The sequence below is a fragment of the Neisseria chenwenguii genome (genome assembly GCF_002216145.1).
In the GTDB taxonomy this organism is placed as follows: domain Bacteria; phylum Pseudomonadota; class Gammaproteobacteria; order Burkholderiales; family Neisseriaceae; genus Neisseria; species Neisseria chenwenguii.
Genome location: NZ_CP022278.1, coordinates 1,319,696 through 1,345,494 on the forward strand (window position 1 = coordinate 1,319,696; position 25,799 = coordinate 1,345,494).

Sequence of the window (25,799 nt, forward strand, 5' to 3'; positions counted from 1 at the left end):
GATGAAAAGAGGCCGTCTGAAGAACAGGTTTATCTTTCAGACGGCCTTTTTGAAGAAAGGATACGGTGGCCAAAGCCAGCGGCAGCCGCCGAAAAAATCCCGCCGCAGCCCCCAAGAAAAAAACAGACTCAGGCGGCTTTTCCGGCATCTTCGACAGCCTGCAAAACCGCCACGCCTGTTTGTTTCTTGCCCCCTACGGCGGGATTTTTATTTGATGGGTTACTTTTTTGAAAAAGGATTGTCTGAAAATAGTCAAAACAACTACATCCCGATTCTGGAGGACATAAATGATTCCCGACTAATTGAAGATAAGTGTTTTTTAACATCTAAAATGATGTAAAATAAAACATCTTTTGGAGGTATCAAAATGAATCCGATTCTATCCGACGTAGCCGTCAGCGTAACCGAATTGAAACGCAACTATGCGGCTATCGTAGCAGAAGCTGAAGGTGCAGTTGCGGTACTTAACCACAACAAGCCTGAATCCTACCTGATTCCGGCGCAGCAGTACGAAGCCTTGATGGACTACATCGAAGACTTGGCTGATGCCCGTAAAATTATGGAACGCGCCGGAGAACGGGCCGTAGAGGTCAATCTGCATGACCTATAAACTGGCGTTCCTGCCGTCTGCCCGTGCGGAATGGGACAAGCTCGACGGCAGCGTGAAACAGGTGTTCAAGAAAAAATTGGCGGAACGGCTGGAAACCCCGCGTGTCCCGTCGGCCGCCCTGCACAATATGCACGACTGCTACAAAATCAAACTCAAACGGGCAGGCTACCGCTTGGTTTACCGTGTGGACGACAACATCGTTACGATAACGGTGGTATCCGTCGGCCGCAGGGCAGACTTGGCTGTTTATCAGGCTGCTAAAAGCAGGTTGGAATAAACAAAAAAGCACAGGCCGTCTGAAAAACAGGTTTATCTTTCAGACGGCATTTTTGAAGAAAGGATAGGCAAGTCGAGTACCCTGGTCGTATAACATGGGCTTAGTTTTTGTCGGTTCATCCAAAGGTGCTTTTTTAAATCAACGATCAATTTCAGGCTCATCAAATTGTTGGGGATGTTTTTGAATATCCTCTGAAATGCTCTGATACAAATTCACCTTAGCTTGTAATTGTGCTTGTGGCGGTAATTGCTGAATAATTTTCTCAGCTTCATGAATAATTAACTTCTGCTTAGGTGACAGCAAATGTTGATTTTCCTGATATACCTTATCAAGCTGTTCAAATTGGATTTGGAGATTTTGAGATTGAGTAGGCTCCTGTATCACTTTATCCATCATACGCCCAAGCATTTCTTTGTTGGGCGGTACATCAATTAAATGGCCTTCATAACGTTTGGAATGAGGTACACTCAGCGCGTTGGCCATGTTCCACATCTCGGCATCAACTTTGGAATAATCCATTTTTAAATTTTGCTCGTTTGCAAGCTGGGTCATAAAAACCTGCAAAGTGCGGCCATTCCCCTCTGGAAACGGATGCGAATAATTGGCTTCAATCATGATGCCGACCAATTTTTCCTTAGCCGTCTTCAAATCCAGTTTTTCAGCTTGCGAAAATTCTTGGGTGAGCTTTTGGATTTCCTGCCATTTCTCCTGTAATTTTTCAGGTTCTAAAAAGAATGTAACTGTTTTGCTTAGATTATTTCCCTTTACAGACGGCCTTGTCCTTTCTTGGCCAGCCCACTCATAAATATCACCAAATAACGCTTTATGAATATCTTTCAAATGAGCTAAATCATAGCTGCTATGGTCCAGCTTGATTTCACCTGAAAGAACGGCTTCAGCCTTCATTGCGCTATGGTGGTATTCAAACTCATTTAATGCCGTTTGATCCGTAATACCTAATTTATTATGAAAAAGGCCGTTTTCATCAGTATAAGGATTGCTCATAGGCTTTCATATCCAAGTTCTTGATTCAGCGAATCCTTCAAATACCTTATTTTGCTGAACGTACTCAAGCATTTCAGCTGTAACCTGCTCTCTACTTACCCGGCCATCCGCAATGGCCAAGCGAATGCGTTGCATGGTTTCGGTTGGCTGAAAGCCTTCGAGGGCAAATATGGAATCAACTTGTTTGCTCACGTCTTCATTTAAATGAACGGGCATCTAATTTCCTTTCAATCTGTTTTTGTATTGTCTCATCACGAGCTTGACCAATGCTTCACTACATCCGGCCAATTTGGCAGTTTCTTTGATTGTATGGTGCTGGCGCAGTTCAATAACCAGTTTGTGTTTGGCTTTATCGGCTACACGACCTTTGAACCGTCCTTGCTTCTTAGCTTCAGCAATGCCGGCCGCTTGCCGTTGTTTGCGCTGCTCGTAGTCATCTCTAGCCATTTGCAGGGCGATTTTCAGCAGCATGGTTTGGATACTGTCTAAAACGATTTTGGCAATTTCGGAATCGGTTTGGATTTGGCTCAGGTCGATAATGCCGGGAATGGACAGGAACGCGCCTTTTTCTCGGATACGGTTGACCAGCTTCTCCGCTTCGGCCAGCGGCAGGCGGGTAATTCGGTCGATATGTTCGGCGATGATGACATCGCCTTGTCGCAGGTCGGTAATCAGTTGGTTCAATACCGGTCGGTCGGCTCGGACACCGGAAGCCTTTTCTTTATAAACGCCGGCGATATAGTAGCCTTCGGCCTTTGCTTTCTCAATCAGGGCATTCTGCCGCTCGAGATTTTGCGCTTCTGTGCTGACGCGTTGGTAGATTCTGGCTGCTTTCATGGCCGGCCTCAATAGTCGATACCGGAAATGCAGTGCTGATACAGGAACGCCGCCACTTCGCTGTCATCGTCGGAGCGGTAGAAGGCGGACAGTTTTTCGTTAAATTCGGGCATTTTTGCCTCGGCGATTTCCAAAATACCGCAGCCTTTTTCCATCATCAGGGCGTTGGCAAACAGCGTGGCCGTGCGTTTGTTGCCGTCCCAAAAAACCTGCTGCCGCATTAAGGCCAGCATGGTGCGTATGGCGGTTTCGATGGTTGAGCCGCTGTGCGTTTCGATGCTGTGCATCAGTTCTGCCACTTCCGCTTTGGTCATGGCCGGCAGCGTATGGCGCGAACCGTCAAACAAGGTTACGCCCACGGAGCCGGTGCGGAATTCCCCGGGAGCCAGCGAATCGTCTTGCGCCACCATATTGTTGATTTTTTTCAGCAGTGCCATATCCGCCGGCAGGCCGTCTGAAAGGTGCTGTATCACATACAGATACGCACGTTTCAGGTGGAGAATGGTCTGAATATCGCCTAAAGAAGCTGTGGCAACGTTATGGCCGTTGATAATCTGTTCGGTCTGCAACAGCGTGGTTTGGCAGTTTTCAAAGCGGCTGAGATTGTGGATCTGTGCCACCAGCACCTTTTTGGCCAAGAAGAGGTTTTCTTTCAGACTGAGTGCGTATTTATCGGGATACATACTGAATCCTATGGTTAATTTGAACATACCCTGATTGTCTAATGTCAGAATCAGTCAAATAATGGGTAATTTAATATATTATGGACTTTATTTGTCTATATTTAAATTATCCACTCTATTTGACCATGCGGCAATCTGATTTACACATTCTACCCTTTTACAACATGATCTCTGCTATAATTTGCTATACATGTATAGCAAGGAGAAAAAAATGCTTGCAATCCGTTTGCCTCAAGAAATCGAAAACCGCTTAAGTGTCTTGGCTGAGAAGACCGGTCGCACCAAAACCTATTATGCCCGAGAAGCGATTCTCGAATATTTAGATGACTTGGAAGATTTTTATCTAGCCGAACAACGCTATGCCGACATTCAGGCCGGCAAAAGTGAAACTGTGTCGTTTGAAGATGTGATGAGGGACTATGGCTTGGAAGATTGAGTTGGATAAATCGGCTGAAAAAGAGCTGAAAAAATTGGATAAGCAGACGGCCATACGGATTTTGAAATTCTTACACGAAAGAATTTCAAAATCCGAAGACCCGAGAAGTATCGGCGAAGCCCTCAAAGGCTCAGCATTAGGGGATTATTGGAAATATCGGGTAGGTAATTGCCGAATCATCGCTAAAATCGAAGACGGAATCATGAAAATTCTGGTTGTACGAATCGGTAATCGACGCGAAGTGTACAAATCACGTTGATAAACACAAAAAGCCCTGAGGCCATACAGAATCTGTATGGCCTCAGGGCTTTTATTAAAACTTAAATTTTACAGTTTCGGTAAAATCAGACCATTGTTCGATGCGGAAAGCACGAATATCACGCACAGAGGCGGAAAACCAGCTCAGACTCTTCAAGTCGTAAATTGCTGAAAACAGGTTGGCCATATTCTCGTTTTCACAAGTATAAAGGCTGCCTTGCACTCGGACGAAACCGTACTTTTTTAACACGATTCCAATATCCGAATAGGCTTGGGATACACCGCGCGGATGATTTTTCTCTGTATCTGCAACCACCAAATCAAAGGAAATCGCGTACATTAGTTAGCCTTCGGATCGCAGACGATTTTTGACAAACGGTACGTTGTTTTTTCTCCGCTTTCCGGTAACTCAATATTTACCAGCCAATCGCCGTCGGGAAGCTGCTCCGCGGGCGTTCCAACGATATAGGGAATGCCGTATTGGCCAAAGGTTCGAATCGAGCCGGTAGGAATAGTTTGCGTATCAGGAATATGCTGCATGGAGTTTTCCGATATATATTGATGAATCATAGGTCTATCCTGCCCATTTTCCCTTTCTTTGTCAATAAGTAAACGCAAAAAGCCCTGCGGCCATACAGGTTTCTGTATGGCCGCAGGGCTTTTCATCGGGTGCTTAACGCGTAGGCTCATTATCTTGGCTGAGTTCGTGTTGCGGTGTTTGGCTTTTCAGACGATCTCTCGCGTCATCATACTGCCGTTGGGCTTGTGTGGTAAACGGCTGGCCGGCCATATCTTTAGCCAGTTTGCTGATCATCCGTGCTTCGGTTTTGTGTCCCATTTTGTACAGTTCTTTGGCAATCAGGCCGTATTCGGACAAGATGTAGCCACGGGTTTTCATAACCTCCTGAAGATAAGGGTGTTTCGGACGGTCGCTGTTTTGCATGGCTTTTATCAGTTCGGCCGCCTGCTGCTGGTGGACATTGCCGGCAACACCACGCTGCCGCATGGCCCGGAGCAGCCCGTTTTCCGGTTTGACGGTTCGTCCCCGGTGCTGCCGCCTTGTCGCCGCACATTCTATGCCTTCTTCCCTGAGCTTTTCGGCGAAACGGACGCGCCACTCGAACAGGTCGTTTTTACGCGGATTGAGCCGCTCGCCGAATGCGTCGCGCATTAACACGCATAAGTGGACGTGCGGGTGTTCGGGTTCGTCGGTTTTTTCGGATTCGTGGTGCAGCGCAAAAACGTATGGGTGGTCGCGAAACTGCTCGGCCGCAAAATTTCTTGCTGCGTTCAATACCGCCTCCGGCGGCGTACCTGCCGGCATGGACAACACGATATTGAGGGCTTCTCGGTGTTTGCTGTTGTCGGGGATATTGAGCTTTTTCCAGTCTTCGGTCAGCGATTTGACGGCTTTCTTACCGTCCAGCTTTTCGCCGGACTGGGTTTCTACCGTGATTTTTCCGTTGCGCGAAATATAGTCCAAATGGTTGACGACACCCTGCATACCTTTGGAAAACTGGCTGAGCCGCTTGGGGATTTTCACCATCACTTCGGGATGTTTTTTGGCGGCTGCGGTCAGGTTGGCCAAACCGCTTCCCGGTTTCAGCGGTATGCCCGATTTGCGGCGGTGCTTGGATTTTCCTATCAGAACACCGGAATCTCTGGCTTTGACGGCGCGGGTTTTATAACCTAAAAACCAATCGTCGATTTTTTTGTTGAGCGACATGGCGGTTCTCCTATTTGGCAGCCAAGCGTTTGCGGTTGGTTCTCAAAACACCGGCCACTTTTTCGGTGTGCTGTTTGATAATCCGTGTCAGCTCTTTGATATGTTCGGATGTAACAGATGCGCTTTCGCCCATATTGAGCTGTCGGGCGATTTGGTTCAGGTTGCGGCCGATACTCAGAAGCTGATAGTTGGACCGGTACAGCACGTCCACTTCGGCGGCCGACAAAGACGGATGTTTGCGGATATACGCCTGTACAATATCGCGCACGACATCGTTCACGCTGCTGTGGTGCTGCGCGGCGGCCATTTCCAAATAGGCGCGGTCTTTTTCGGGCAGCCGCACGGTAATGCGTTTGCTGCCTTTGGGTGCCGGCAGTTTGATGAGTTCGGGTTCTTCTCTCTCCAATTGTTCTTTTAAAAGGCGTTTGGCCATCCATGAGACACTTGCTTTGCCATACTTTTGTTTGGCCAACAGGGTGAGTGCGTCAATTTCTTCACGGCTCAGACCGTAAACACTGATTTCAGGCATATTCGGAATCCTTTTTCGTCAAAAAAGCCGTCTGAAAATTTCAGACGGCCTCAAACCATATTCAGCGTTCGGCAAACAGTTCCTGCTGCTCAGGTGTTCTTTCCGGTTCGCCCTTTCCGTTGATACGGCTGATTAGGTTTTCGTAAAAATTGACGCGGACTTGTAACTGCGTCTGTTCGGGCAGCCCTTTGGCCAACGCTTCCATGCCGCTTTCCATAAACCGGCCGAGTTTACGGTCGGTATCGTTTCCTCCGGCCAACAACCGTTCATACTCCTGTTTGGCCGTTTGCAAGCGTTCAGACAGGCTCTTCGGCATATACAGGGCTGACAGTTCGGGATATTCGGCCAATACGTTTTCCGGGGGCAGTTGGCTTTTTTCCGGCTCTTTCGTCCCGTTACCGGTGGCCAGATACAGACGGTTGTTTACCGTTCTGCGGTGTACGTCTTTCACGGCTCCTTCCGGTGTGGCCTCGTCGGAAAAAGCACGGTTCATGCCGTATTCCGTCGCTTCCGGCCAGCGTACTTCCCAACGCCGGGCGGTATCGGACGGCACAACCCAGGCATATTCGGCGAACCGTTCCGACGTACACAGGTGCGGTGCAGGCAGCACTTCCAAGGCTTCGGCCGCAGCCTCTGGCGAACGTTGCGCCGAGTCGATGATTTTTTCCGAATAATGCTTTTCAGACGGCCTTTGCGGTTCTTGCCGTTCTGCTTCAAGCTGCCGGCGCAGGTAGTTGTTTACATTGATGTCGTCGTAATACGGGATATGCGGCGACAGTACCGCCTGAGTTTCCACCATATCGCGTGCCATTGCTTCAAATGCGGTTTGGCGCGGATTTTTGTAACCGCTGCCGATATAGGCTGATGGCCGGATGTTGCCGTCGCGCAGGTTTTCGATATGGCGGGTAATGTCTGCCAACCGCTGCTGCGTCATCTCCGTAGTAATGCCGCTGCGCTTGCCGCTGTCTGTTTCCCGGCCGTATTCTGTCAAACCGGTATCGTCAATGCCGGCGGCGGCCAAACGCTCCTGCTGTTTTTCGATGGCCGCCGGCAGGCTTTCCACCGCACTGAGCCAAGATGCTTTGAATGCCGTGAGGTCTTGCCCCTGCAAACCAAAATCGGGCAAAGGCAAAAAACTGCCGTATCCGTTTATATTCCGGTTTTCAGACGGGCTGTCCGTATTGGCAGCCTGCTTGTCGGCCGGCGACTGCTGTAAAATTTCCATGCGGCGGCTGCCTGCGGGTTTGTCGTGTTCTTTTTCCATTGCTTACTCCCGGATAAAAAACAGCCCGAAGCACAGCAGCTTCGGGCATGGATGGATTGTCGCAACCGTTCAAATCTCGGCAGAGTTTTCCGGAATCATGATGTTTCTTTCCCGATATTCCAGTCTTCGGCCTTATCCACCGCGTCCCTGTCGACATATCGGATCCGGCTTCCTTCTGTCGATACGTAACGGTTTCCGTACACACGGATTTTCAGACGGCCTTCCGTCATTTTTTTCAAAACGTCGCAATACATCAGATAGTCGATTTTGGACCGGCTGTTCAACGAATGCGTACACTTCAACACATGAATGCCTGCCCAGTGTTCAGGCCGGTTCGGATGCAGTCTTCTGCTGATACCCATTAATCTTCTCCTTTTATCGTGAAATTTCCGGTTCCTGCTCTTGACTGCGTTCGTGGCGGGGCTGCTGCTCGAGCGCCGGTTTCTGTCCTGCCGGTGTCTGTGTGTGCGAAGGAATCTGAATCGGATGCGGCAAACCCAGTTTGCCGCCTTTCATCATCTTGGCCGTATGCTCGTAGTAATTGCGCAGCGCGTCGGTGCGGGTACCGCCTTCCAAACCGCGCAGCGTGTCCATCACGCCGCGTTCGTAAAACGCCAGTTTCTTCTGTTCGTTTTTACTGAGTTTCTGGGCCTTTTCGGTATAGACGGTTTTGGCCGATACAAAACGTGTATCCATAGCAGCAGCCTTCATGTTGTCGGTTTGATGCACGACTTCGGCAGGCACTTCTTCCTGTCCGAGGCTGTGAATCGGCACATCGTTGTCGGTATCGGCCCGCGGCGATGAGTTGACTTGGCTTTCAGACGGCATGGTGCTTTGCGCCTTCAAACGCTCGGCGGCGGCCAGCATTTCGCGGTCGGGTTCGGTATGGACGCGTTCTCCCTGCTCCTGTTCAGGTTTTGCCTGCGTCTTTTCCTGCTCAGGCTTGGCGGTCTCTGCCTGCCGCTCCTGCTCGCGCGTCAGTACCGGCTCGATGCCGTTTTTGGCATAACGTTCGCGCAAGGTGTCAATTCCATTCCAAAACTGAGCCACAGTTGTGGTCTAAAATTGAGCCACCCTATGAGCGGTGTTTCATCCGGTAAGAATCATTGCCCGTCTCAAAAATATCGCAGCAATAAGTCAGGCGGTCCAGTAAAGCACCCGTCATCTTTTCATCCATAAACAGCTTCACCCATTCGCTAAAAGCCAAATTGGTCGTCATGACAATACTCGTCCTTTCATGCAGTTGACTCATCAGATGAAACAGCAGCGCACCGCCTTTCTGACTAAACGGCAGATACCCCAACTCATCAAGAATCAACAAATCGTACCGACATTGCTGTTCGGTCAGTTTCAGACGGCCTTCGTCTTTGTCTGCTTCCAATTTGTTGACCAAGTCCAGTACATTCCAAAAACGTACCCTAAATCCTTGTGTCGCAGCTTCGATACCCAGTGCTGTGGCAATGTGTGTTTTACCCGTACCCGGTCCGCCTACCAACACCACATTACGCTTTTGTCTGATATAGCCCCCGCCCAACAGCAGTTCCAAGGCCGGACGGTGTATCAAACTCTGCTCAAAATCAAAGTCGGCCAAACTGCGGTGTTGCGGAAACCTTGCCTGGCTAATCCGGTTTTGGGTGCTTCTTGCTGTTTTGGCTATATGTTCGGCAGTCAACAACCGCTCCAGAATATCCAGCGTACCCCGTTTGCGACGGATGCCGTCCACTACGATTTCATCCCATTGCTCCGCCATCGCACCGAGTTTCAATTCTTTCAGCAATCCAACCAAACGTTCATGCTGCATGATGTTTCTCCTTCACCGTATCCGTTTGTTTGCCCGACAAACTCAGTAAGCGGTCATAACGGCTGCAATCAACTGACGGCGGGACGGTAAGTGGGATGTCCCTGATATGGAAACGGGGTGAAGGCGGTTCTTTCAGACGGTTGATGATGTTCAATACCGCCTCCGGTGTCGGCATACCTTCGTCCAATGCCAATTCCGCCGCCGTCAATGCCAAGTCAGCATCGTATTCGGCCATCAGGTTCAGCAGTTTGACCATCACCCTGTCTCCTTTGGGCTGTTTAAGCAAACAGGCTTTCAGTCGCTCTATGACGGGCGGCAGCACCCAGCCGATAAAAGCCCTGCCGTCTCTTAACGCGCCGGGTTTCTTTTGCAGATAGGGCAAAAAATGCCAAGGGTTATAGCTGATGCCGTCCTTCACAAAGCTGCGCGGATGTTCGGCAATGCAGTCGGTATCGCTACAAAAGCGGACGGTCTGTGCGCCGATATAAGCCCTAACCGTATTGCCCGCCCATTCGACCGGTACGCTGTAACGGTGACGTTCGACGGTAACCAAAGACTGGTTGCTGACTTTGAGTATCTCCAAACGTTCTGCCGGATAGGGACGGAAAGCGGCCAACGAATGCTTCTCCCTTTCCCATATGTCGGTAACCGGCTGCCTGTATTCGGGATGTTTGTGCTGCTGCATCAGCCGTAGGCATTGCTGCTGCAGGTAGTCGTTGAGAGAGGTGAAGGAATCAAAAGCCAAAGTCGGTTTGAACAATCTTTCACGTAGGTAGCGTATCTGCCTTTCGACCTGCCCTTTCTCCCAGCCGGAAGCCGGGGTACAGGCAACCGGTTCAATGAGAAAATGGGTCATCATCTGTAAAAACTGCGCGTTAAATTCCCTCTCCTTACCTTTGCCGATGCGGGTAACGGCGGTCTTCATATTGTCGTAGATACCGCGGGTAGGTACGCCGCCGAAGAAAGCGAATGCGCGGTTGTGCGCATCCATCAACATATCGGCTTTCTGATTGGGATAAGCACAAATGAAAAAAGCCCTGCTGTGGCATAAGCGGAAATGGGCGATATTCACCTTGACGGTCTGTCCGGCCAAACAAACGGTTTCGATACTCCAGTCAAACTGATAAGCATCACCCGGAGCAAAAGCCTGAGCCATAAAGACCGGAACTGGTTTGGGTTGGTGCTGTTGACGGAATTTGCGGATAAATGCGGCAACGGCGCTGTACTGTCCGGTATAACCGGCATCTTTGATGCGTTCGAAATGCCGGCGTGCGGAAAGGTGTTGCTGTTTGGGCAGTTTGGCTTCTTGGAGCAATTGTTGGGCTAATGCGTCAAGAAAAGGACCGAGCTTGGGGTAATGGGTTTGTTCTCTGCGGTAGACGGGGGGTTCTACGGTGGCGTGCTGCAGATATTTAGCGACTGTATTGCGGGAGAGTTTGAGTTGTTTGGCGATTTCACGTTGTGAGAGTTTCTGCCGGTGAAAAAGCCGGTGCACTTTTGCGATGGTTTCCATACATAACATCCAGGTTGGGCTCCGCTGTGTGATAAAGCGGAGCAGTTTATAACAAACGGAGAGTGGCTCACTTTTGGAGCACAACTCCCCATTTCCCTGGCTCAGTTTTGCACGATATTTAACAACCAAAGTCTTTCAAGTCGAACATCTGCGCAAATTTACGCATACCGCTTTGGGTTCGGATTTCGCACAAATCCGAACCGAAATGCAGATTACTACCGGCAATGGTCTGATACGCATCCACCGCAGACAGCGGAATTTCTTCATATGTGCCGTTAATCAGGCTACCGAAGAAACTGTACACTTCAGAAAAAGGCACGCCGTTTTCGTTTTGATAGGCCGTCAGCAGATACGGATCGTATGGCTCAAGCGAGCGCATCAGAATCTGAATCTGCTCTTCTGCTTCTTTGATACCCGAATCCAAGTAGTCGGTTTTAATCAAAACCGTCAAGTGATAAACGTTTTCGTAATAATCCGCTTCCTGGAAACGCTTCAGGTATTTGTCGGTAAACTGGCGCGTGAAGGCCGTCTGAAAACCGTATTCGCGGTCGAATACGATTTTTTGACGTTGCAGCGTCCCCCATACTGCCAAACGGTTGCCCAATGTTTTGCCCATGCCGGCCAGCAGGTTACGCAAACCGACAAATGACGCGAACAAATGTTTGTCGTCCACTCCGTCGAAAGGCAAGCCTTCCATACGGATAACAAAAGCCAAATGGCCGGTTTTGTAGTTAACGATGTTGTTTGTAACGTGTTGGCAGACTTTCGGTAGAAAATCCGACTGCGCGGGCTGCGCCTTTAGCGCGTTGCTCAAAAAATCGCTGATAATCACTGTGTTGTCTCCCGAATTTCGTGGCGAGAATGGTATTGGTGCCATTGAACATTTTGGCATTGCGGCGGCGTAGGAAATACTTCACTTCATAAAAGTAAATCCGCAGAGCTTGGTCATCGTTGGCACATATGGTATGCAGGAATGCCAAAAACGGCAGCGGCAGCAGCAGGAAAAACAAAGCCCTTCCTTGAAGGAAGGGCATAAGCACCAAAGCTGCCATCATACCTGCAAATCCACAAGCTGCCACCGCAGGAAGCGGAATTCCCAAAACCATTGCCTGACGGCTCAAGGCATTAAATGTATGATGTTCGGTATGAATGTCTTCTCTTTGCATGTGAGAAACCTTTTGAGTTAGAAGCTCATTTTACCGCCTGTTGCAAATAACCAAGCTACAAGCGCAATAGAAGCACCCGCACCAACAATGTATAAGCATTCTTCTAAAATATCTTGCCATGATTTACGACCGCCACGCGCCTGAAAAAATGCCCATAACAGAGTAATACTGAACAAGATACCGACAAATGTATAAAGCCCAGTACGAAATTTTGTTGCCGCCCCATTTGCGTCACTAAAACCATCTGCCATTGCAATCTGAGCGACTGAAATCAACAAAGTTACCGCAATAGCTTTATGGTTATTTGCTGCCTTTTTGATGAGATTCATCATAATTTTTTTCCTTTAAAAAAACAAAAAAAGCCGCATAAAGCGGCAACAAAAAAAGCCCGAAGGCCACACTTAAAATTCTTGAAACACGTCCCACGCTTCATGCCGGCGTTTCATGGCTACCGGAACAGCCTTGGCCATTTCTACTTGGGCAACAGCCATTTTCGGTTTGACAGACGGCTTAACGGGCGGAGCATAAGAAGCAGTCATCAAAGACGGATTCTTACTCAGGCGTGCGTAGCGGTATTTCACGTTTTTGACATACGCACGTGTTTCGGCATAAGGCGGAATACCACGGTATTTGTCGACAGCACCTTCTCCGGCGTTGTATCCGGCCAAAACCAAATCAATATTGCACCCCGTCGGGTGATTTTTATCAGGATAACGGTTGCACAAAAAACGCAGATAACGCGTACCGGCAATCAGATTCGGCTCAGGCTGATACAGATGCTTCAGATTTACGCCCATCCGCGCTGCCGTCGGCGGAATCACCTGCATCAGGCCGCGTGCGTTTTTGTGTGATAAGGCGTTCGGGTTTCCCGAGCTTTCCCGTCCCATCACCGCCCAAATCATGTTCGGGTCAAGACGCTGGGCTGCTGCGTATTTCTCGACTAAAGCGGCATATTGCGGAAAGGTAAGCCTTTCCGCCTGAGCCGCTGATGCGGTAAAAATCATCGCCATCAAAACATACTTCATTCAACCTCCTGTTGGAAAAAAATAAAAAAGCAATATTTAAAGCCCTCCAAACAAAGGGCTTAAATATTGCTTCTGCATTATTTCTATGTACTAAAACTGTGTGCCAAATTTGTGACTGAAAGTACCTGAATTGTACTGTTTTATATTGAAGTTGCAGGCTTCACTCTTTTTTAAAAACAATCAGTTATATTTTATATTATGGACTTTTAATCCGTTGGTCGAGCGTTCGAATCGCTCACGACCCACCAGATATTGAGAGCCTAAGCAAATTGCTTGGGCTCTTTTCTTTTGTGTTTCAGGTGCTGGAAATAGAGGGAAGGTGGGTTTTAGAAGTATGAAAAAGGCCGTCGAAAATCAAAGTTTTCAGACGGCCTTTGGGATTTAATCCGTTCAAACTTTTATTCTACGACAATTCTCGGGAATCTGTTGCTGAAGTCTTTGCCCTTGTCGGCTACGGAGAGCGCCAGTTGGAACGCGGCGGCGGTGTAGATTTGCTCGATTTCGGGGTGGTTGTCGAGCAGTTGCAGAGCGGTGCCGTTGTCCATGGCTTCGCGCACGGGCAGGGAGAGCGGGAGCTGGCCGAGCAGGGGCACGTTCAGACGGCCGGCGAGGTTTTTGCCGCCTTCGCTGCCGAAGATGGCTTCGGCGTGGCCGCAGTTGGAACAGATGTGTACCGACATATTTTCCAACACGCCGAAAATCGGGATGTTGACTTTGTGGAACATATCCACGGCTTTGCGCGCGTCAATCAGGGCGATGTCCTGCGGGGTGGTGACGACGACGGAGCCGGTCACGGGGATTTTCTGCGACAGCGTGAGCTGGATGTCGCCTGTGCCCGGCGGCAGGTCGATGAAGAGGTAGTCCACGTCGTTCCATTCGCTTTGGAACAGCAGCTGCTGCAAGGCCTGGCTCAACATCGGGCCGCGCCAGACGACGGCTTGGTCGGTATCGACGAGAAAACCGATGGACATAACTTGGATGCCGCTGTCGGCTTCGACGGGAATCAGCTTTTGGTTTTTCTGGTCGGGCTTGCCGTCGGCCACGCCGAGCATGGTGGGCTGGCTGGGGCCGTATAGGTCGGCATCGAGCACGCCTACGCGCGCGCCCATGCGTGCCATCGCGGTGGCGAGGTTGGCGGTGGTGGTCGATTTGCCGACGCCGCCTTTGCCGGAGGCGACGGCGATAATGTTTTTCACGCCTTTGATGGTGGCGACGCCGGGCTGGACTTTGTGCGTGCCGATGTCGGTTTCGATGCCCAAATGAATCGAGGCGTCGCCCGTGTAGGCGATAACGGCTTCTTGAACGCGGTTGGCGAGTTCGGTGCCGATGTGGCGGACGGGATAGCTGAATTGCAGGGCGATGTGGAGGCCGTCTGAACGCTCTTCGATGGATTTAATGGCTGTTTCGCCGCCGAGCGTCCGTTCGGTTTGCGGGATGTCAACTGCTTCCAATGCAGCTTGGATTTCCGGGATGTTCATGGTGTTCTCAATGTGTAAAAGTCGGCTTTTAAAATCGGGCTGAGGCGGGAAATATCAAGCTATCCGAGTTTGGAAATTTTAGCAGGCCGCCTGAATGACGATATGTTTTCAGACGGCCTTTAACGTAAATTTAAATCCGGTTTGTGCGGCGGTTAAATCTGATTAAGCAAGGCCGTGTTCGTCCACCTCAAGCGGACGTAACACGACACAACCACGCCCACTTTTTCAGACGGCCTCTGTTTCATTCCCAAAGGCCGTCAAACTTTACTGCCGGTTTGTCGTGTTACGATCGTGCCTCTCTAACACGACCTACGCGGGCTGGCTTAATGCGTTTGGATTTTGGATAAAAACCAAAAGGCCGTCTGAATTTTCAGACGGCCTTTTGCTTCCTTTCAAGCCTTATTCTTCGACAACTTCCGGCTTGCTGCCGCGCACATCGCCGCTTTTTTCTTTGTGTTTCAACACCGCGCGGTCGAGTTTGTCCATCAATACGTTGATGGCGGCGTACATATCCTGTTCGACGGCTTCGACGTGGAGGTCTTTACCGGCCAGATGCACATCGGCTTCGGCTTTTTGGTTTACTTTTTCCACCGAAAGGGTAACGGTTACGGAAATCACGTTGGCGGCATGGCAGTTGATGCGCTCGAGCTTCTCGGTTACATGGTTTTTGATGGCTTCTGTAACGTCGAAATTCAGACCGGTAATTTTCAGATTCATGGTAAAACTCCTTCGGTTGGTGAGTGAGAACGGATACTGCCTATTTAATCCCGCGCACGGATTTTGCGTTTGTGTGCGGGCGGAATATCGAGCGATTCGCGGTATTTGGCGACGGTGCGGCGGGCAAGTTCCACACCTTGCTGTTTCAGCCGCGCGACGAGGGCTTCGTCGGAATACGGGGCAGCGGGGTCTTCGTTTTCGATGATTTGGGCAATGACCGCTTTGACTGCGCCTTGGCTGATGCCTTCGTTGTCGCTGTCGGTGCTGACTGCCTGTGTGAAGAAATAGCGTAACGCAAACAATCCGCGCGGGCAAGCTAAATATTTCTGATTAGCTGCGCGCGAAACCGTGCTTTCGGCCACGCCCAGTGCGGCGGCGGCTTCCTTGAGCAGCATGGGCGCGAGGCCGATTTCGCCGAAGACGAAAAAGTCTTCCTGCTTCTCAACGATATACTCCGCAAGGCGTAAAACCGTGTTTTTACGCAGTTCCAAACTGTCGATTTTCTGCCGCGCCTCGCTGAGTTTTTCCTTCCATTCCGGCGATGCGTCTCCGTCTTCGCGGAACATTTCGCAATATTCCCGATTGAGGCGGATTTTCGGCCAAGCCGCATCGTTGCTGCTGACTTTCCAGCCGTCTTTGGTTTCCTTAACCCACACATCGGGCTGGATATAGGCTGTCGGCTCGGTGGAGGCGAAACCATAGGCGGGGTAGGGATTGAGCGACGCGATGAGGTCTAAGGCCGTCTGAACCGTTTCCTCATCGGCGTTCGGATAGAGCTTTTGAAAACGGCGGATATTCTGCCCGCGGTTTTTGCCCAATTCGTCCAGCGAACTCTGCACCAGATGCGCGGCAAGCTGGCGCGCGGGCGAAGCGGGCAGGCGCATGAGCTGGAGGATGAGCGATTCGGTCAGGTTGGCCGCCGCCACCCCGGGCGGATCGAACGTCTGCAACAGGTCGAGCGCGTTTTGCAGATCGTCTTCATCGAGCATCCATTCCAGCGGCGTGTTGTCGATAACGTCTTCAAATGTTTCGGTAAAGTAGCCCTGTTCGTCGAGAAAGTCGATGAGGATGTGAACATGGGCCGCCTCTTTTTCCGAGAGCGGATGTTCGCAGACTTGGGCGTGGAGATAGGCGGAAAAGTCTTGTTCTTCCGCGATGTTGAGCCAGGCATCTTCGGCATCGTCGCCGCCGATCTGGTTGTTGCGCGGCAGCGCGGCGGAAACATGGGATTCGCTTTCGAAGTCGGCAAATTCTTCTGCTTCGGGGCGTTCGAGCAGGGGATTTTCCTGTAACCAGTCTTCGACTTCGCGTTCGATTTCGAGGCCGGACATCTGCAGAACGCGCAGCGATTGTTGCAGCTTTTGGTTGAGCTGCTGCGTCTGTTTGAGTTTTAAGCCGTAATTGGGGTTGGTCATATTTGAAGTAAGCGTTTTTTATTGTTGGAAGCAGTCATGCCGTCTGAAAGCTAAGTTACCATAAAATTATTTTGGTGACTATTTTCAGACGGCCTTATTTGAAGATTTGTTAAAAAATGTGTACGGTTTGAGAAGCGGGTGTCTGAAAAGCTGAATGCAGGTCGGATTCTTGAATCCGACATCATTCAAAACCATAGGGATGGCGGAATCAATCCGTAAACGTCAGTCTGTGTCGGATACAGGTATCCGACCTACATCAAGGGTTTGGGATTCGGCGCAGAAAAAGGCCGCCTGAAATTTTCAGACGGCCTTTTTCTGTTTGAACCCGACGGTTTGAGCCTGCGGGTCAGTATTTGAAGTTTTCGCCCAAATAAACCGAGCGGACTTGTTCGTTTTCCACCAGCTCTTGCGGTTTGCCCGAGGCGAGGACGGTGCCGTCGCTGATGATGTAGGCTCGGTCGCAGATACTGAGGGTTTCGCGCACGTTGTGGTCGGTAATCAGCACACCGATGCCTCGCGTTTTGAGAAACTCGATGATTTTCTGGATGTCGATGACGGCGATGGGATCGACGCCGGCGAAGGGTTCGTCCAGCAGGATGAAACGCGGCTGCATGGCGAGGACGCGGGCGATTTCGACGCGACGGCGTTCGCCGCCGGAAAGCGACGGGGCGGGGTTGTGGCGCAGGCGTTCGATGTTGAGGTCGGCGAGCAGTTTTTCGACTTCGGCGTCAATCGCGCTTTTGTCTTTGAGGCGGATTTCGAGGATGGCGCGGATGTTTTGTTCGACGGTCATCTTGCGGAAAATCGAGGCTTCCTGCGGCAGGTAGCCGACGCCGAGGCGGGCGCGTTCGTGGATGGGCAGGTGGCGCAGCTCTTGGCCGTCGAGCATGACGCTGCCGGCGTCGGCGGCAATCAGGCCGACAATCATGTAGAAACTGGTGGTTTTGCCTGCGCCGTTTGGGCCCAAGAGGCCGATGACTTCGCCGCTTTCGATTTCGAGCGAGAAGTTTTTGACGACTTGGCGTTTTTTAAAACTTTTTTGCAGGTTTTGGACGATGAGGCGGCTGGTGTTTGCGGTCATGGCGGGGGTCTTTGGTCTGGGGGGGGAGGTTTTTTGGGGAAAATGACGTCGATATGAATTCGGTCGCTGAGCGCAGTCGAAACACTTACACTGGGCGTAGTCGAATTTTCAGACGGCCTCTCAAACGCCGGCCTACTGTTTTTTCGTGCTGCTCGGCTGGATCACGACGCTGACGCGGCCGGATTTGGCGGCGGATTTTTTGCCGGTTTTTTTGCTGCCGGCGATGGTATAGATCTCGGTTTTCATGTTGTAGGTAATCACAGCACCTTCGGCGACGTCGCCGCCGCGTTCGATGCGGGCGTTGCCGGTGAGGACGACGAGGCCGGTGGAGGAGGCGTATTCGACGTTGCTGCCGCGCCCGTGTACCGTGCCTTTGTTGTCGTCGAGTACTTGGCTGAATTTGACGGGCGAGCCGTTGGCTTTCATAAACTGCTGGCCTTTGTCGTTGCGCGAGACGGTTACGGAGGCGGCGTTGATGTTCAGCGTGCCTTGTTTGATGATGACGTTGCCGGTAAAGGTGGTGGTCTGTTTGGCTTGGTCGAGCGAACCCTGGTCGGCTTCGATCTGAATCGGCTGGTTGCGGTCGCTTTCGAGCGCGTAGGCGGGTGCGGCGGCGGCAAGGAGGGCGACGGCGGCGGTTTTAAAGATTTTTGACATCATAAATCGTGGCTTTCACTCGTGATGGGAGGTTCAGGAAACCTTTTTGGTGGTCGTAGGTCAGGCCGTCGGCGGTACCCGAAGATTCGCCGTATTGGAATTGGACGGGCGAATCGGTTTTGGCAACGCGGGTTTCGGTATCGACGGTAATGAAGTCGGTTTTCAACACGCCTGCGGGGCGGTCGGCCTCGGCTTCTTTGGTCAGCACGACATCTTGGCGGAAGGAAACTTTTTTATCCGCGGTATTGTAAACGGCTTCTTTGCCGACAACTTGATACAGCAGGCTGCCGTCGCGGTAAAACAGCAGCTTGGGCGCGTCGAAATGCACGTCTTTCTGCTCGGGAAGCTGCCATGCCCGCGCGGAAGTGGTGTGTTCTTTCAGACGGCCTTGCTCGTCGAAACGCCGCCCGTCGATGCCGTTCATCTTATATTGCGGCTCTTTCGGGTTGAGTTTCACCTCTTCGATGTCCACTTCGCTGATGCGCCCGAGCCAGGCGGAAAGGCCGCCCAGCGCGACGGAGAGAATCAGCGGAAAAGCCAGGCCGTAGCGCCATCTGATTTTCATGCAATATACCTGTTTAAAGCAGGCTCAAGCGTTCCCTGCGCCTGCATAATCAAATCGCACACTTCGCGCACCGCGCCTTTGCCCGCGTCGCGCGAGGTAACGTAAACCGCGTGTTGCCGCGCAAACCAATGCGCCTGCGGCACGGCAACGGGCAGGCCGCAGCGCACCATCACGGGTAGATCGACCACATCGTCGCCGACAAACGCGCATTCGTCTTCTTCCACACCCGCCGCCGCGCGCAATTCGGCGTAGGCGGCACGTTTGTCGTGAATGCCTTTGAAATAGTGGTTGATACCGAGCTGTTTCACGCGCAGGCCGACGGAGGGGGCGTCGCGGCCGGTGATGATGGCCGTCTGAACGCCGCTTGCTTGGAGCATTTTCAGGCCGTGTCCGTCGAGCGTGTGGAAGGCTTTGATTTCCTCGCCCGTATCGCGGATATAGATGCGGCCGTCGGTCAGCACGCCGTCAACGTCGAGAACCAACAGCTTGATTTTCGCCGCGCGGGCTTGGATTTCGGGAGGGAGCGGGTTCATGGGATTCCTTTTCAGACGGCCTGTCTGCGCGGTTAAGACGGTTGCGGCTGGCAGGCGTTTTCAGACGGCATTTTAGCATGTTGAAAATAAAAGGCCGTCTGAAAATGTAAATTATGCGCGGCGGGCGTTTTCAGACGGCCTTACTGTTTGAAACGGCTTACACTATCCGCGCCATCAGCAAATCGTGCATATTCAGCGCACCGGTCAGGAGGCCGTCTGAATCCGTAACCAAGAGGCCGTTGACGTGGTTTTCCTGCATGTGTTTGAGCGCTTCGGTGGCGAGTTTGTCGGCGGCGATGGTTTTGGGGTCGGGGTGCATGATGTCGTCCACGGTCAGGCCGGCGAAGTGGTCGCGCTGTTGGAACAGGCGGCGCAGGTCGCCGTCGGTCAGGATGCCTTTCAGACGGCCTGTTTGGCCGGTAACGGCGAGCATGCCCAGTCCTTTCTCGCTCATGAAGACGATGGCGTCTTTGAGCAGCGTGCCGCTGACGACGGCGGGCAGGGCGTCGCCGCTGTGCATGATGTCGGCAACGCGCAGAAGCAGGCGTTTGCCGAGGCTGCCGGCGGGGTGGCTGAGGGCGAAGTCGTCGGGGGTGAACCGGCGTGCGCGCAGTAAAACGACGGCGAGCGCATCGCCCAAGGCCATGACGGCGGTGGTGCTGGTGGTGGGGGCGAGGCCGAGCGGGCAGGCTTCTTGGGAAACGGCGGCGGTAATGTGGATGTCGGCGTGGCGCGCCATGGTGGATTCGGGGCGGGCGGTGATGCAGACGAGGGTGATGTTTTTGCGTTTGAGTGCGGGGATGATGGCGGCGATTTCGTCGCTTTCGCCCGAGTTGGAAATGGCGACGACGACGTCGTGATCGACGATCATGCCCAAATCGCCGTGTGCGGCTTCGGCGGGGTGGACGAAAAACGCGGGCGTGCCGGTCGAGGCCATTGTTGCGGCCATTTTGCGGCCGATGTGGCCGGATTTGCCCATGCCGGTGATGACGACGCGGCCTTTGCAATGCAGCAGCGCGTCGGCGGCGCGGACGAAGTTTTCGTCAAGTCCGGCGGCGATTTCGCGCAGGCCGTCGGCTTCGGTGTGCAAAACGTCGCTTGCCCAAGCGAGGTATTGTTCGGAATGGTTCATGGTGCGGTTCTCCCGTCGGCGCTTTTCTGTTCAATCCGTCCGTTTTGCGGTAGTATCGGCGGCATCTACCCGTTTTTTCAGACGGCCTTGAATGTAAATGAATATAAAGGATTTCAGAGATGACTATTTTATCGGACGTTAAAGCATTGGGACAACAAATCTGGCTCGACAACCTCTCGCGTTCGCTGGTGCAGAGCGGCGAATTGGCCGAAATGCTCAAGCAGGGCGTGTGCGGCGTGACTTCCAATCCCGCCATTTTCCAGAAAGCCTTCGCGGGCGACGCGCTTTACGCCGACGAAGTGGCCGCTTTGAAACAGAAGGATTTAAGCCCGAAAGCGCGTTACGAAATCATGGCCGTAGCCGACGTTCAGGCCGCCTGTGACGTCTGCCTGGCCGAACACGAATCCTCCGGCGGCAAAACCGGTTTCGTCAGCCTCGAAGTGTCTCCCGAACTCGCCAAAGACGCCGCAGGCACCATCGCCGAAGCCAAACGCCTGTACGACGCCATCGGCCGCAAAAACGCGATGATTAAAGTGCCTGCTACCGACGCAGGCATCGAAGCGCTGGAAACATTGGTTTCAGACGGCCTCTCCATCAACCTCACCCTGCTGTTTTCCCGCGCCCAAACCCTGAAAGCCTACGCCGCCTACGCCCGCGGCATCGCCAAACGCGCCGCCGCAGGTTTGAGCGTCGATAAAATCCAAGTCGTCGCCAGCTTCTTCATCTCCCGCGTGGACGGCGCGCTCGACGCCACCCTGCCCGAACACCTGCAAGGCAAAGTCGCCATCGCGCTGGCCAAAGCCGCCTACCGCGACTGGCAGGAATTTTTCGGCGGTGCCGAATTTGCCGCATTGGCCGGAAAAGGCGCGAATCCCGTGCAGCTCCTCTGGGCATCGACCGGCGTGAAAAATCCTGCCTATCCCGACACCCTCTATGTGGACAGCCTCATCGGCCAACAAACGGTCAACACCGTTCCCGACGCGACCCTGAAAGCCTTCATCGACCACGGCACCGTCAAAGCCACGCTGGCCGAAAACACCGACGCCGCGTTCGCCCAACTCGAAGAAACCGCCAAACTCGGCGTGGACGTCGAAGCCTTAGCCGTGCGTTTGCAGGAAGACGGTTTGAAACAGTTTGAAGACGCGTTTGCCAAACTGCTCGCGCCGCTGGCTTGATGCGTTTGGGTTTTGGAGAAAAACGGAAAGGCCGTCTGAAATTTCAGACGGCCTTTTGTTTAAGCAAGGGGGAGGCCTTTGCCAAAATTAGCAACAAGCGCAGGTTGTGTTAGTCGTCTCAAGCGGACGTAACACGACACAGCCACGCCCGTTTTTTCAGACGGCCTTGTTTCATTCCCAAAGGCCGTCTGAAACTTTACCGTCGTTTTGTCGTGTTACGCTCGTGCCTCGCTAACACAACCTACGTGGACTACGTGCGCTTGGGGATTTCGGCGGAGCGTTATTGGGTGGAATGCCGTCTGAAAGAAAAGGCCGTCTGAAATTCGATTTTTCATCATCGGAGTTTTCAGACGGCCTTTCCAGTTCTACCGATACCGCCGCGCAATTTTCCGCGCGCGGCGGTACCATGCCCGTTCTTCCCGCGCGGCGGCGGGTTTCGGGCCGTAGCGCAGGGTTTCGTAGTCTTGCAGCAGGCGCTCGATGGCGGGGTTGGGGGAACTGCTTTCGGTGAGGCGGCGGCGCAGTTCGGCGGGGGTAACGGCGGCGAGGGTTTCGTCGGATTCGTCGAGCAGGCGGCGTTTGAGCTGCATGAAGCCGCTTTGGAAGCCGTCACGTTCGCGGTTTTTCAGCCACCAGCGCAGCAGCGGCAGCAGCGCCAAGCCCAGCGCGGCGGGGAGGAAGAGGAGCAGGGTTTTGAGGTTGAAACCGCCCAAGCCCATGCCGGCAAACAGGCTGTTTTGGCGGCTTTGGTCGTAGTTGACGACCCATTGCTGCCAGTAAAACTGCCCTGCGTCACGCCATTGGGATAAGGCGCTGCCGTCTGAAACCAGCGCCTGTTCGCTTTGCGGCAGGGCTTGGCTGATGCCTTGCGCGCGCGCGCCGGAAACGGCGGCGGTGGGGTCGATGCGCAGCCATGCCTGTTTGCTCGGCAGCCAGACTTCCGCCCACGCGTGGGCGTCTTTCGAACGGATCTGCCAGAAGCCCGCCTGCGCGTTGTATTCCGCGCCGAGATAGCCGGTCACAATCCGCGCGGGCAGGCCGGCGGCGCGCATCATGACGGTAAAACTCTGCGCGTAATGCTCGCAAAAGCCCTGTTTGGTGTCGAACATAAAGCGGTCGATGCTGTCGGTTCCCGCGGTCGGCGACGGTTGGAGGGTGTAGCGGAAACCCTTGCTGCGGAAGTGGTTCAACACGTTTTGAATGTATTCCGACTCGGTGTTGGCGGGCTTGGCGAGCACGGCGGCAAGGGCGCGGGTTTGCGGGTTGTTGTCGGGCAGGCGCGTGTAGCGGCGGTATTCGGCTTCGCTTAAGGCGTGAGGCAGGGTGTCGGTCAGTACGGCTTGTAGGTCGAGGCGGCGCAAACCCTCACGGCTGCGCCCGGCGCGGACGGTGTCGCCCAAACGCCTGTCCACGCCCTGCGGCAGCGCGCCCGCGGGATAGTCGAGCGTGGGCAGGGCGCCGTTTTGGTCGCGGATAATCATTTGATAGGAAACGGTTTGTCCGCGCGGCGGCTGTGCGCCGTCTCGGGCAAACGGCGGCGCGGCCAGCCAGCGCGTGCCGTCAAATTCATCCATTACGATGGCGCGCCAGTAAAGCTGGCCGGGCGCGGGCGTGAGGCCGTCTGAAAACGTGATGTTCGCCACCCATTCGTTGCTCTGCACCAGATTACTGATGCTGCCGGGCGAAAGCGTGTCGGAAAGCCCGGTCTTCGCCTGCGCCTGCGCGCTTTGCGGAATGCGCCACAACGGCTCGTCCATACGCGGCACGCCGACGAACAAAACCGCCGCCAGCGGCAGCGTCATCGCCAGCGAAACCAAGCTGAAGCGCAACGCCTCGCGCCTGTCCAAACCGTTTGACACGGCAAGACAGACGCTGACAAACAGCAGCGCAAACAGCAGCCACACGCCGACAAACAGGCTCTGGTCGAGCAAAACCGTCGAACCGATAAGAAACAGCATCGCCAATAGCAAAACGTTCCAATCGCGCCGCGAACCGCTTTCAAACGCCTTGATCACCACCATCAGCAGCAGAAAAGCCACCCCGCCTTCGCGTCCGAACACCGTGCCGAGCTGAGTCCAAACCAACGCGCCCGCCATCAGCGCCAAAGCCGCGTTCGGCAGCGCGGGCAGTTTGCCGATGCCCGCAAACAGCAACGCGCCGCGTATCAGCATCAGCGCGGCAAACAGCAGGGTAATCACGGGCGGCAGCGAGAAAAGCAGCGGCAGGGAGGCAAACAGCAGCGCCGCGAGCACCGTCAGCGCGGTTTTCGGCGGCGGGGGCTGGGTGAGGAAAGGGTAGGGGGACGGTTGGGGCATGACGGTAATGTGTTTTGGGTTTTTTTTAATGTTTTTTGGGGCGGTTTTTTTCAGACGGCCTGAGGCCTCTGCAAAATACTGAAAATTGCTTGAAGGCCGTCTGAAACGCTTATAAATCCGTCATTCCTGCGCATGCGGAGATGACGTCGGGGTGTTTGACGTTGCAGACGGTTTTCAAACAGTCTGGCTGCTTCCGAACCGTTCAGACGGTCTGAAAACAGCCTGCAAACTTACGCAGTTGACTATGCAGCACGGCATTTTACCGCGTTACCCTGTACCGGCATATGAAAAACACGTTTTTTCAGGCGTATCGGCGGGCGGGCGCAACAGATACAGTCAGGCCGTCTGAAACCTTCCGATGATTGGCAGGCTCAACCAAACCAAGCATCAGAATATTTCAGACGGCCTCAGCCAAACGTTTCAGCGCAGTTTCAACTGAAAAATCACTTTTTCGGTTTGACAGCAGAACAGCAGGTGCATTTTCAGCTCGAAGCCGCCGTCTGCCGGCGTGATGCTGCTGTCGATTTTGCAGGGTTCGCTTTCCACTTCGCGCGCTTTGGCGGTGTAGCGGGCGAGGGCTTCCTGCGCCAGCGCCTCGGTTTCGTAGGTCTGCACGATGTCGAGCGCGCAGTCTTCGCCGTCCAATACCGTGCCGACTTCGACCGAACAGTCGGGGCATTTGCCCACGCCTTTTTCTTCGGTTTCAAATGCTTTGGCGGATTTGTCCATGAGCTTCTCCGTTAATCAGTTAAAGACAGCTAAAAGTATAAACCCGCATCAGGCCGTCTGAAAACCGGGTCAGGTCAAATTGCTGCGTGTTGTAGCGGTATGAAGGCCGAAAATGTGTTATAAATTTCGTTCCGAAAATTTTCACCAAAGGAGCAGAAACATGGAATTGGTATTTATCCGTCACGGACAAAGCGAATGGAACGCGAAAAACCTGTTTACCGGCTGGCGCGACGTGAAGCTGAGCGAACAGGGCTTGGCGGAAGCCGCGGCGGCGGGCAAAAAGCTGAAAGAAAAAGGCTACGAATTCGACATTGCGTTCACTTCCGTATTAACCCGCGCGATTAAAACCTGCAACATCGTTTTGGAAGAAAGCGACCAGCTTTTCGTGCCTCAAATCAAAAGCTGGCGCCTGAACGAGCGCCATTACGGCCAGCTTCAGGGTTTGGACAAAAAACAGACCGCCGAAAAATACGGTGACGAGCAAGTCCGTATCTGGCGCCGCAGCTACGACGTCCTGCCGCCGCTGCTCGATCCGAAAGACGAATTTTCGGCACACAACGACCGCCGTTATGCGCACCTGCCCAGCGATGTCGTACCCGACGGCGAAAACCTGAAAGTCACCCTCGAGCGCGTTTTGCCTTTCTGGGAAGACCAAATCGCCCCCGCGATTTTGAGCGGCAAACGCGTTCTGGTCGCGGCACACGGCAATTCCCTGCGCGCGCTGGCGAAACACATCGAAGGCATTTCCGACGCCGACATCATGGGCTTGGAAATCCCGACCGGCCAGCCGCTGGTGTATAAATTGGACGATAATTTGAAAGTGTTGGAGAAATTCTATCTGTAAGGATGGAAGGTTTTTGAAACGCTTTACT

The 25,799-nt window shown here is 53.0% G+C and carries 35 protein-coding genes; 7 read left to right on the forward strand and 28 right to left on the reverse strand.

What is annotated here, in order from left to right:
• Nucleotide 1: 1 nt before the first annotated feature.
• The 3 genes from BG910_RS12275 to BG910_RS06550 are packed head-to-tail and all read left to right on the forward strand — an operon-like array spanning nucleotide 2 to nucleotide 887.
• Complete coding sequence (locus BG910_RS12275; protein ID WP_157694044.1) at nucleotides 2-340, forward strand: hypothetical protein; 339 nt, start codon at nucleotides 2-4, stop codon at nucleotides 338-340.
• 27 nt (nucleotides 341-367) lie between these two features.
• Complete coding sequence (locus BG910_RS06545) at nucleotides 368-610, forward strand: type II toxin-antitoxin system Phd/YefM family antitoxin (RefSeq protein WP_089036147.1); 243 nt, start codon at nucleotides 368-370, stop codon at nucleotides 608-610.
• Nucleotides 600-887 (forward strand): type II toxin-antitoxin system RelE family toxin, encoded by a 288-nt coding sequence (locus tag BG910_RS06550; RefSeq protein ID WP_089036148.1) that lies wholly within the window; start codon nucleotides 600-602, stop codon nucleotides 885-887. Before BG910_RS06545 ends, BG910_RS06550 begins: the two co-directional genes overlap by 11 nt.
• A 32-nt stretch (nucleotides 888-919) precedes the next feature.
• Here the strand turns inward: BG910_RS06550 and BG910_RS13175 are convergent, their stop codons facing one another.
• The 5 genes from BG910_RS13175 to BG910_RS06570 are packed head-to-tail and all read right to left on the reverse strand — an operon-like array spanning nucleotide 920 to nucleotide 3,412.
• Nucleotides 920-1,048 (reverse strand): DUF4113 domain-containing protein, encoded by a 129-nt coding sequence (locus tag BG910_RS13175; RefSeq protein ID WP_123805482.1) that lies wholly within the window; start codon nucleotides 1,046-1,048, stop codon nucleotides 920-922.
• Nucleotides 1,026-1,892 carry a Fic/DOC family protein gene (locus BG910_RS06555; protein ID WP_089036149.1) on the reverse strand — a complete coding sequence of 289 codons (867 nt, stop codon included), beginning with the start codon at nucleotides 1,890-1,892 and terminating at the stop codon, nucleotides 1,026-1,028. The genes BG910_RS13175 and BG910_RS06555 overlap by 23 nt, the downstream gene beginning before the upstream one ends.
• A gap of 6 nt (nucleotides 1,893-1,898) precedes the next feature.
• A complete protein-coding gene (locus BG910_RS06560; RefSeq protein WP_089036150.1) occupies nucleotides 1,899-2,108 on the reverse strand; it encodes a hypothetical protein in 210 nt (69 codons plus the stop codon).
• Nucleotides 2,109-2,729, reverse strand: a complete 621-nt coding sequence (locus BG910_RS06565; RefSeq protein WP_089036151.1) for a recombinase family protein — start codon at nucleotides 2,727-2,729, stop codon at nucleotides 2,109-2,111.
• Nucleotides 2,730-2,737: 8 nt separating this feature from the next.
• On the reverse strand, nucleotides 2,738-3,412 hold the full coding sequence (locus BG910_RS06570; protein ID WP_089036152.1) for a Fic family protein: 675 nt from the start codon (nucleotides 3,410-3,412) through the stop codon (nucleotides 2,738-2,740).
• A gap of 211 nt (nucleotides 3,413-3,623) precedes the next feature.
• On the opposite strand from BG910_RS06570, the gene relB reads away from it, so the two are divergent.
• Nucleotides 3,624-3,848, forward strand: coding sequence for a type II toxin-antitoxin system RelB family antitoxin (gene relB / locus BG910_RS06575; RefSeq protein ID WP_089037174.1), 225 nt, complete (start codon nucleotides 3,624-3,626; stop codon nucleotides 3,846-3,848).
• A complete protein-coding gene (locus BG910_RS06580) occupies nucleotides 3,832-4,107 on the forward strand; it encodes a type II toxin-antitoxin system RelE family toxin (protein WP_089036153.1) in 276 nt (91 codons plus the stop codon). Before relB ends, BG910_RS06580 begins: the two co-directional genes overlap by 17 nt.
• Before the next feature lie 54 nt (nucleotides 4,108-4,161).
• Here BG910_RS06580 and BG910_RS06585 read toward each other — a convergent pair whose 3' ends face one another.
• The 21 genes from BG910_RS06585 to BG910_RS06685 all read right to left on the reverse strand — a co-directional run bounded on the left by BG910_RS06585 (nucleotide 4,162) and on the right by BG910_RS06685 (nucleotide 20,708).
• Nucleotides 4,162-4,446, reverse strand: coding sequence for a virulence factor (locus BG910_RS06585; RefSeq protein ID WP_089036154.1), 285 nt, complete (start codon nucleotides 4,444-4,446; stop codon nucleotides 4,162-4,164).
• On the reverse strand, nucleotides 4,446-4,646 hold the full coding sequence (locus BG910_RS13070; RefSeq protein ID WP_089037175.1) for a DUF5397 family protein: 201 nt from the start codon (nucleotides 4,644-4,646) through the stop codon (nucleotides 4,446-4,448). The genes BG910_RS06585 and BG910_RS13070 overlap by 1 nt, the downstream gene beginning before the upstream one ends.
• 133 nt (nucleotides 4,647-4,779) lie before the next feature.
• A complete protein-coding gene (locus BG910_RS06595) occupies nucleotides 4,780-5,832 on the reverse strand; it encodes a relaxase/mobilization nuclease domain-containing protein (RefSeq protein WP_089036155.1) in 1,053 nt (350 codons plus the stop codon).
• A gap of 10 nt (nucleotides 5,833-5,842) precedes the next feature.
• Nucleotides 5,843-6,361, reverse strand: coding sequence for a plasmid mobilization relaxosome protein MobC (gene mobC / locus BG910_RS06600; protein ID WP_089036156.1), 519 nt, complete (start codon nucleotides 6,359-6,361; stop codon nucleotides 5,843-5,845).
• Between the two features lie 61 nt (nucleotides 6,362-6,422).
• Nucleotides 6,423-7,625 carry a hypothetical protein gene (locus BG910_RS06605; protein ID WP_089036157.1) on the reverse strand — a complete coding sequence of 401 codons (1,203 nt, stop codon included), beginning with the start codon at nucleotides 7,623-7,625 and terminating at the stop codon, nucleotides 6,423-6,425.
• Between the two features lie 95 nt (nucleotides 7,626-7,720).
• Nucleotides 7,721-7,987 (reverse strand): hypothetical protein, encoded by a 267-nt coding sequence (locus BG910_RS06610; protein WP_089036158.1) that lies wholly within the window; start codon nucleotides 7,985-7,987, stop codon nucleotides 7,721-7,723.
• 13 nt (nucleotides 7,988-8,000) lie between these two features.
• Entirely contained in the window at nucleotides 8,001-8,645 is a 645-nt protein-coding gene (locus tag BG910_RS06615; RefSeq protein ID WP_089036159.1) for a hypothetical protein, read from the reverse strand.
• 55 nt (nucleotides 8,646-8,700) lie between these two features.
• Entirely contained in the window at nucleotides 8,701-9,429 is a 729-nt protein-coding gene (gene istB / locus BG910_RS06620; RefSeq protein WP_332457770.1) for an IS21-like element helper ATPase IstB, read from the reverse strand.
• Nucleotides 9,416-10,948, reverse strand: coding sequence for an IS21 family transposase (gene istA, locus BG910_RS06625; RefSeq protein WP_089035300.1), 1,533 nt, complete (start codon nucleotides 10,946-10,948; stop codon nucleotides 9,416-9,418). Before istA ends, istB begins: the two co-directional genes overlap by 14 nt.
• Nucleotides 10,949-11,057: 109 nt before the next feature.
• A complete protein-coding gene (locus BG910_RS06630; RefSeq protein WP_232462168.1) occupies nucleotides 11,058-11,753 on the reverse strand; it encodes a VirB4 family type IV secretion/conjugal transfer ATPase in 696 nt (231 codons plus the stop codon).
• Nucleotides 11,671-12,105 carry a VirB3 family type IV secretion system protein gene (locus BG910_RS06635; RefSeq protein ID WP_089035887.1) on the reverse strand — a complete coding sequence of 145 codons (435 nt, stop codon included), beginning with the start codon at nucleotides 12,103-12,105 and terminating at the stop codon, nucleotides 11,671-11,673. Before BG910_RS06635 ends, BG910_RS06630 begins: the two co-directional genes overlap by 83 nt.
• A gap of 17 nt (nucleotides 12,106-12,122) precedes the next feature.
• Nucleotides 12,123-12,437, reverse strand: a complete 315-nt coding sequence (locus BG910_RS06640; RefSeq protein ID WP_123805455.1) for a TrbC/VirB2 family protein — start codon at nucleotides 12,435-12,437, stop codon at nucleotides 12,123-12,125.
• Between the two features lie 69 nt (nucleotides 12,438-12,506).
• On the reverse strand, nucleotides 12,507-13,130 hold the full coding sequence (locus BG910_RS06645; RefSeq protein WP_089036161.1) for a lytic transglycosylase domain-containing protein: 624 nt from the start codon (nucleotides 13,128-13,130) through the stop codon (nucleotides 12,507-12,509).
• 398 nt (nucleotides 13,131-13,528) lie between these two features.
• Nucleotides 13,529-14,608 (reverse strand): iron-sulfur cluster carrier protein ApbC, encoded by a 1,080-nt coding sequence (apbC, locus tag BG910_RS06650; protein ID WP_089036162.1) that lies wholly within the window; start codon nucleotides 14,606-14,608, stop codon nucleotides 13,529-13,531.
• A gap of 399 nt (nucleotides 14,609-15,007) precedes the next feature.
• Nucleotides 15,008-15,325 (reverse strand): ribosome hibernation-promoting factor, HPF/YfiA family, encoded by a 318-nt coding sequence (gene hpf, locus BG910_RS06655; protein ID WP_089036163.1) that lies wholly within the window; start codon nucleotides 15,323-15,325, stop codon nucleotides 15,008-15,010.
• 44 nt (nucleotides 15,326-15,369) lie between these two features.
• Entirely contained in the window at nucleotides 15,370-16,740 is a 1,371-nt protein-coding gene (gene rpoN / locus BG910_RS06660; protein WP_089036164.1) for an RNA polymerase factor sigma-54, read from the reverse strand.
• Between the two features lie 346 nt (nucleotides 16,741-17,086).
• Nucleotides 17,087-17,821, reverse strand: coding sequence for an LPS export ABC transporter ATP-binding protein (lptB, locus tag BG910_RS06665; protein ID WP_089036165.1), 735 nt, complete (start codon nucleotides 17,819-17,821; stop codon nucleotides 17,087-17,089).
• Nucleotides 17,822-17,953: 132 nt separating this feature from the next.
• Nucleotides 17,954-18,481, reverse strand: coding sequence for a lipopolysaccharide transport periplasmic protein LptA (gene lptA, locus BG910_RS06670; RefSeq protein WP_089036166.1), 528 nt, complete (start codon nucleotides 18,479-18,481; stop codon nucleotides 17,954-17,956).
• On the reverse strand, nucleotides 18,462-19,043 hold the full coding sequence (gene lptC, locus BG910_RS06675; RefSeq protein WP_089036167.1) for an LPS export ABC transporter periplasmic protein LptC: 582 nt from the start codon (nucleotides 19,041-19,043) through the stop codon (nucleotides 18,462-18,464). The genes lptA and lptC overlap by 20 nt, the downstream gene beginning before the upstream one ends.
• On the reverse strand, nucleotides 19,040-19,576 hold the full coding sequence (locus tag BG910_RS06680; protein ID WP_089036168.1) for a KdsC family phosphatase: 537 nt from the start codon (nucleotides 19,574-19,576) through the stop codon (nucleotides 19,040-19,042). The genes lptC and BG910_RS06680 overlap by 4 nt, the downstream gene beginning before the upstream one ends.
• 157 nt (nucleotides 19,577-19,733) lie before the next feature.
• A complete protein-coding gene (locus BG910_RS06685) occupies nucleotides 19,734-20,708 on the reverse strand; it encodes a KpsF/GutQ family sugar-phosphate isomerase (protein WP_089036169.1) in 975 nt (324 codons plus the stop codon).
• 119 nt (nucleotides 20,709-20,827) lie between these two features.
• Here BG910_RS06685 and tal point away from each other — a divergent pair, with 119 nt between their 5' ends.
• Nucleotides 20,828-21,883, forward strand: a complete 1,056-nt coding sequence (gene tal / locus BG910_RS06690) for a transaldolase (protein ID WP_089036170.1) — start codon at nucleotides 20,828-20,830, stop codon at nucleotides 21,881-21,883.
• A gap of 365 nt (nucleotides 21,884-22,248) precedes the next feature.
• Here the strand turns inward: tal and BG910_RS06695 are convergent, their stop codons facing one another.
• Nucleotides 22,249-24,198 carry a transglutaminase family protein gene (locus BG910_RS06695; protein ID WP_089036171.1) on the reverse strand — a complete coding sequence of 650 codons (1,950 nt, stop codon included), beginning with the start codon at nucleotides 24,196-24,198 and terminating at the stop codon, nucleotides 22,249-22,251.
• Nucleotides 24,199-24,618: 420 nt separating this feature from the next.
• Nucleotides 24,619-24,927, reverse strand: a complete 309-nt coding sequence (locus tag BG910_RS06705) for a YfcZ/YiiS family protein (RefSeq protein ID WP_089036173.1) — start codon at nucleotides 24,925-24,927, stop codon at nucleotides 24,619-24,621.
• A gap of 160 nt (nucleotides 24,928-25,087) precedes the next feature.
• Here BG910_RS06705 and BG910_RS06710 point away from each other — a divergent pair, with 160 nt between their 5' ends.
• Nucleotides 25,088-25,771 (forward strand): 2,3-diphosphoglycerate-dependent phosphoglycerate mutase, encoded by a 684-nt coding sequence (locus BG910_RS06710; protein WP_089036174.1) that lies wholly within the window; start codon nucleotides 25,088-25,090, stop codon nucleotides 25,769-25,771.
• Nucleotides 25,772-25,799 lie beyond the last annotated feature (28 nt).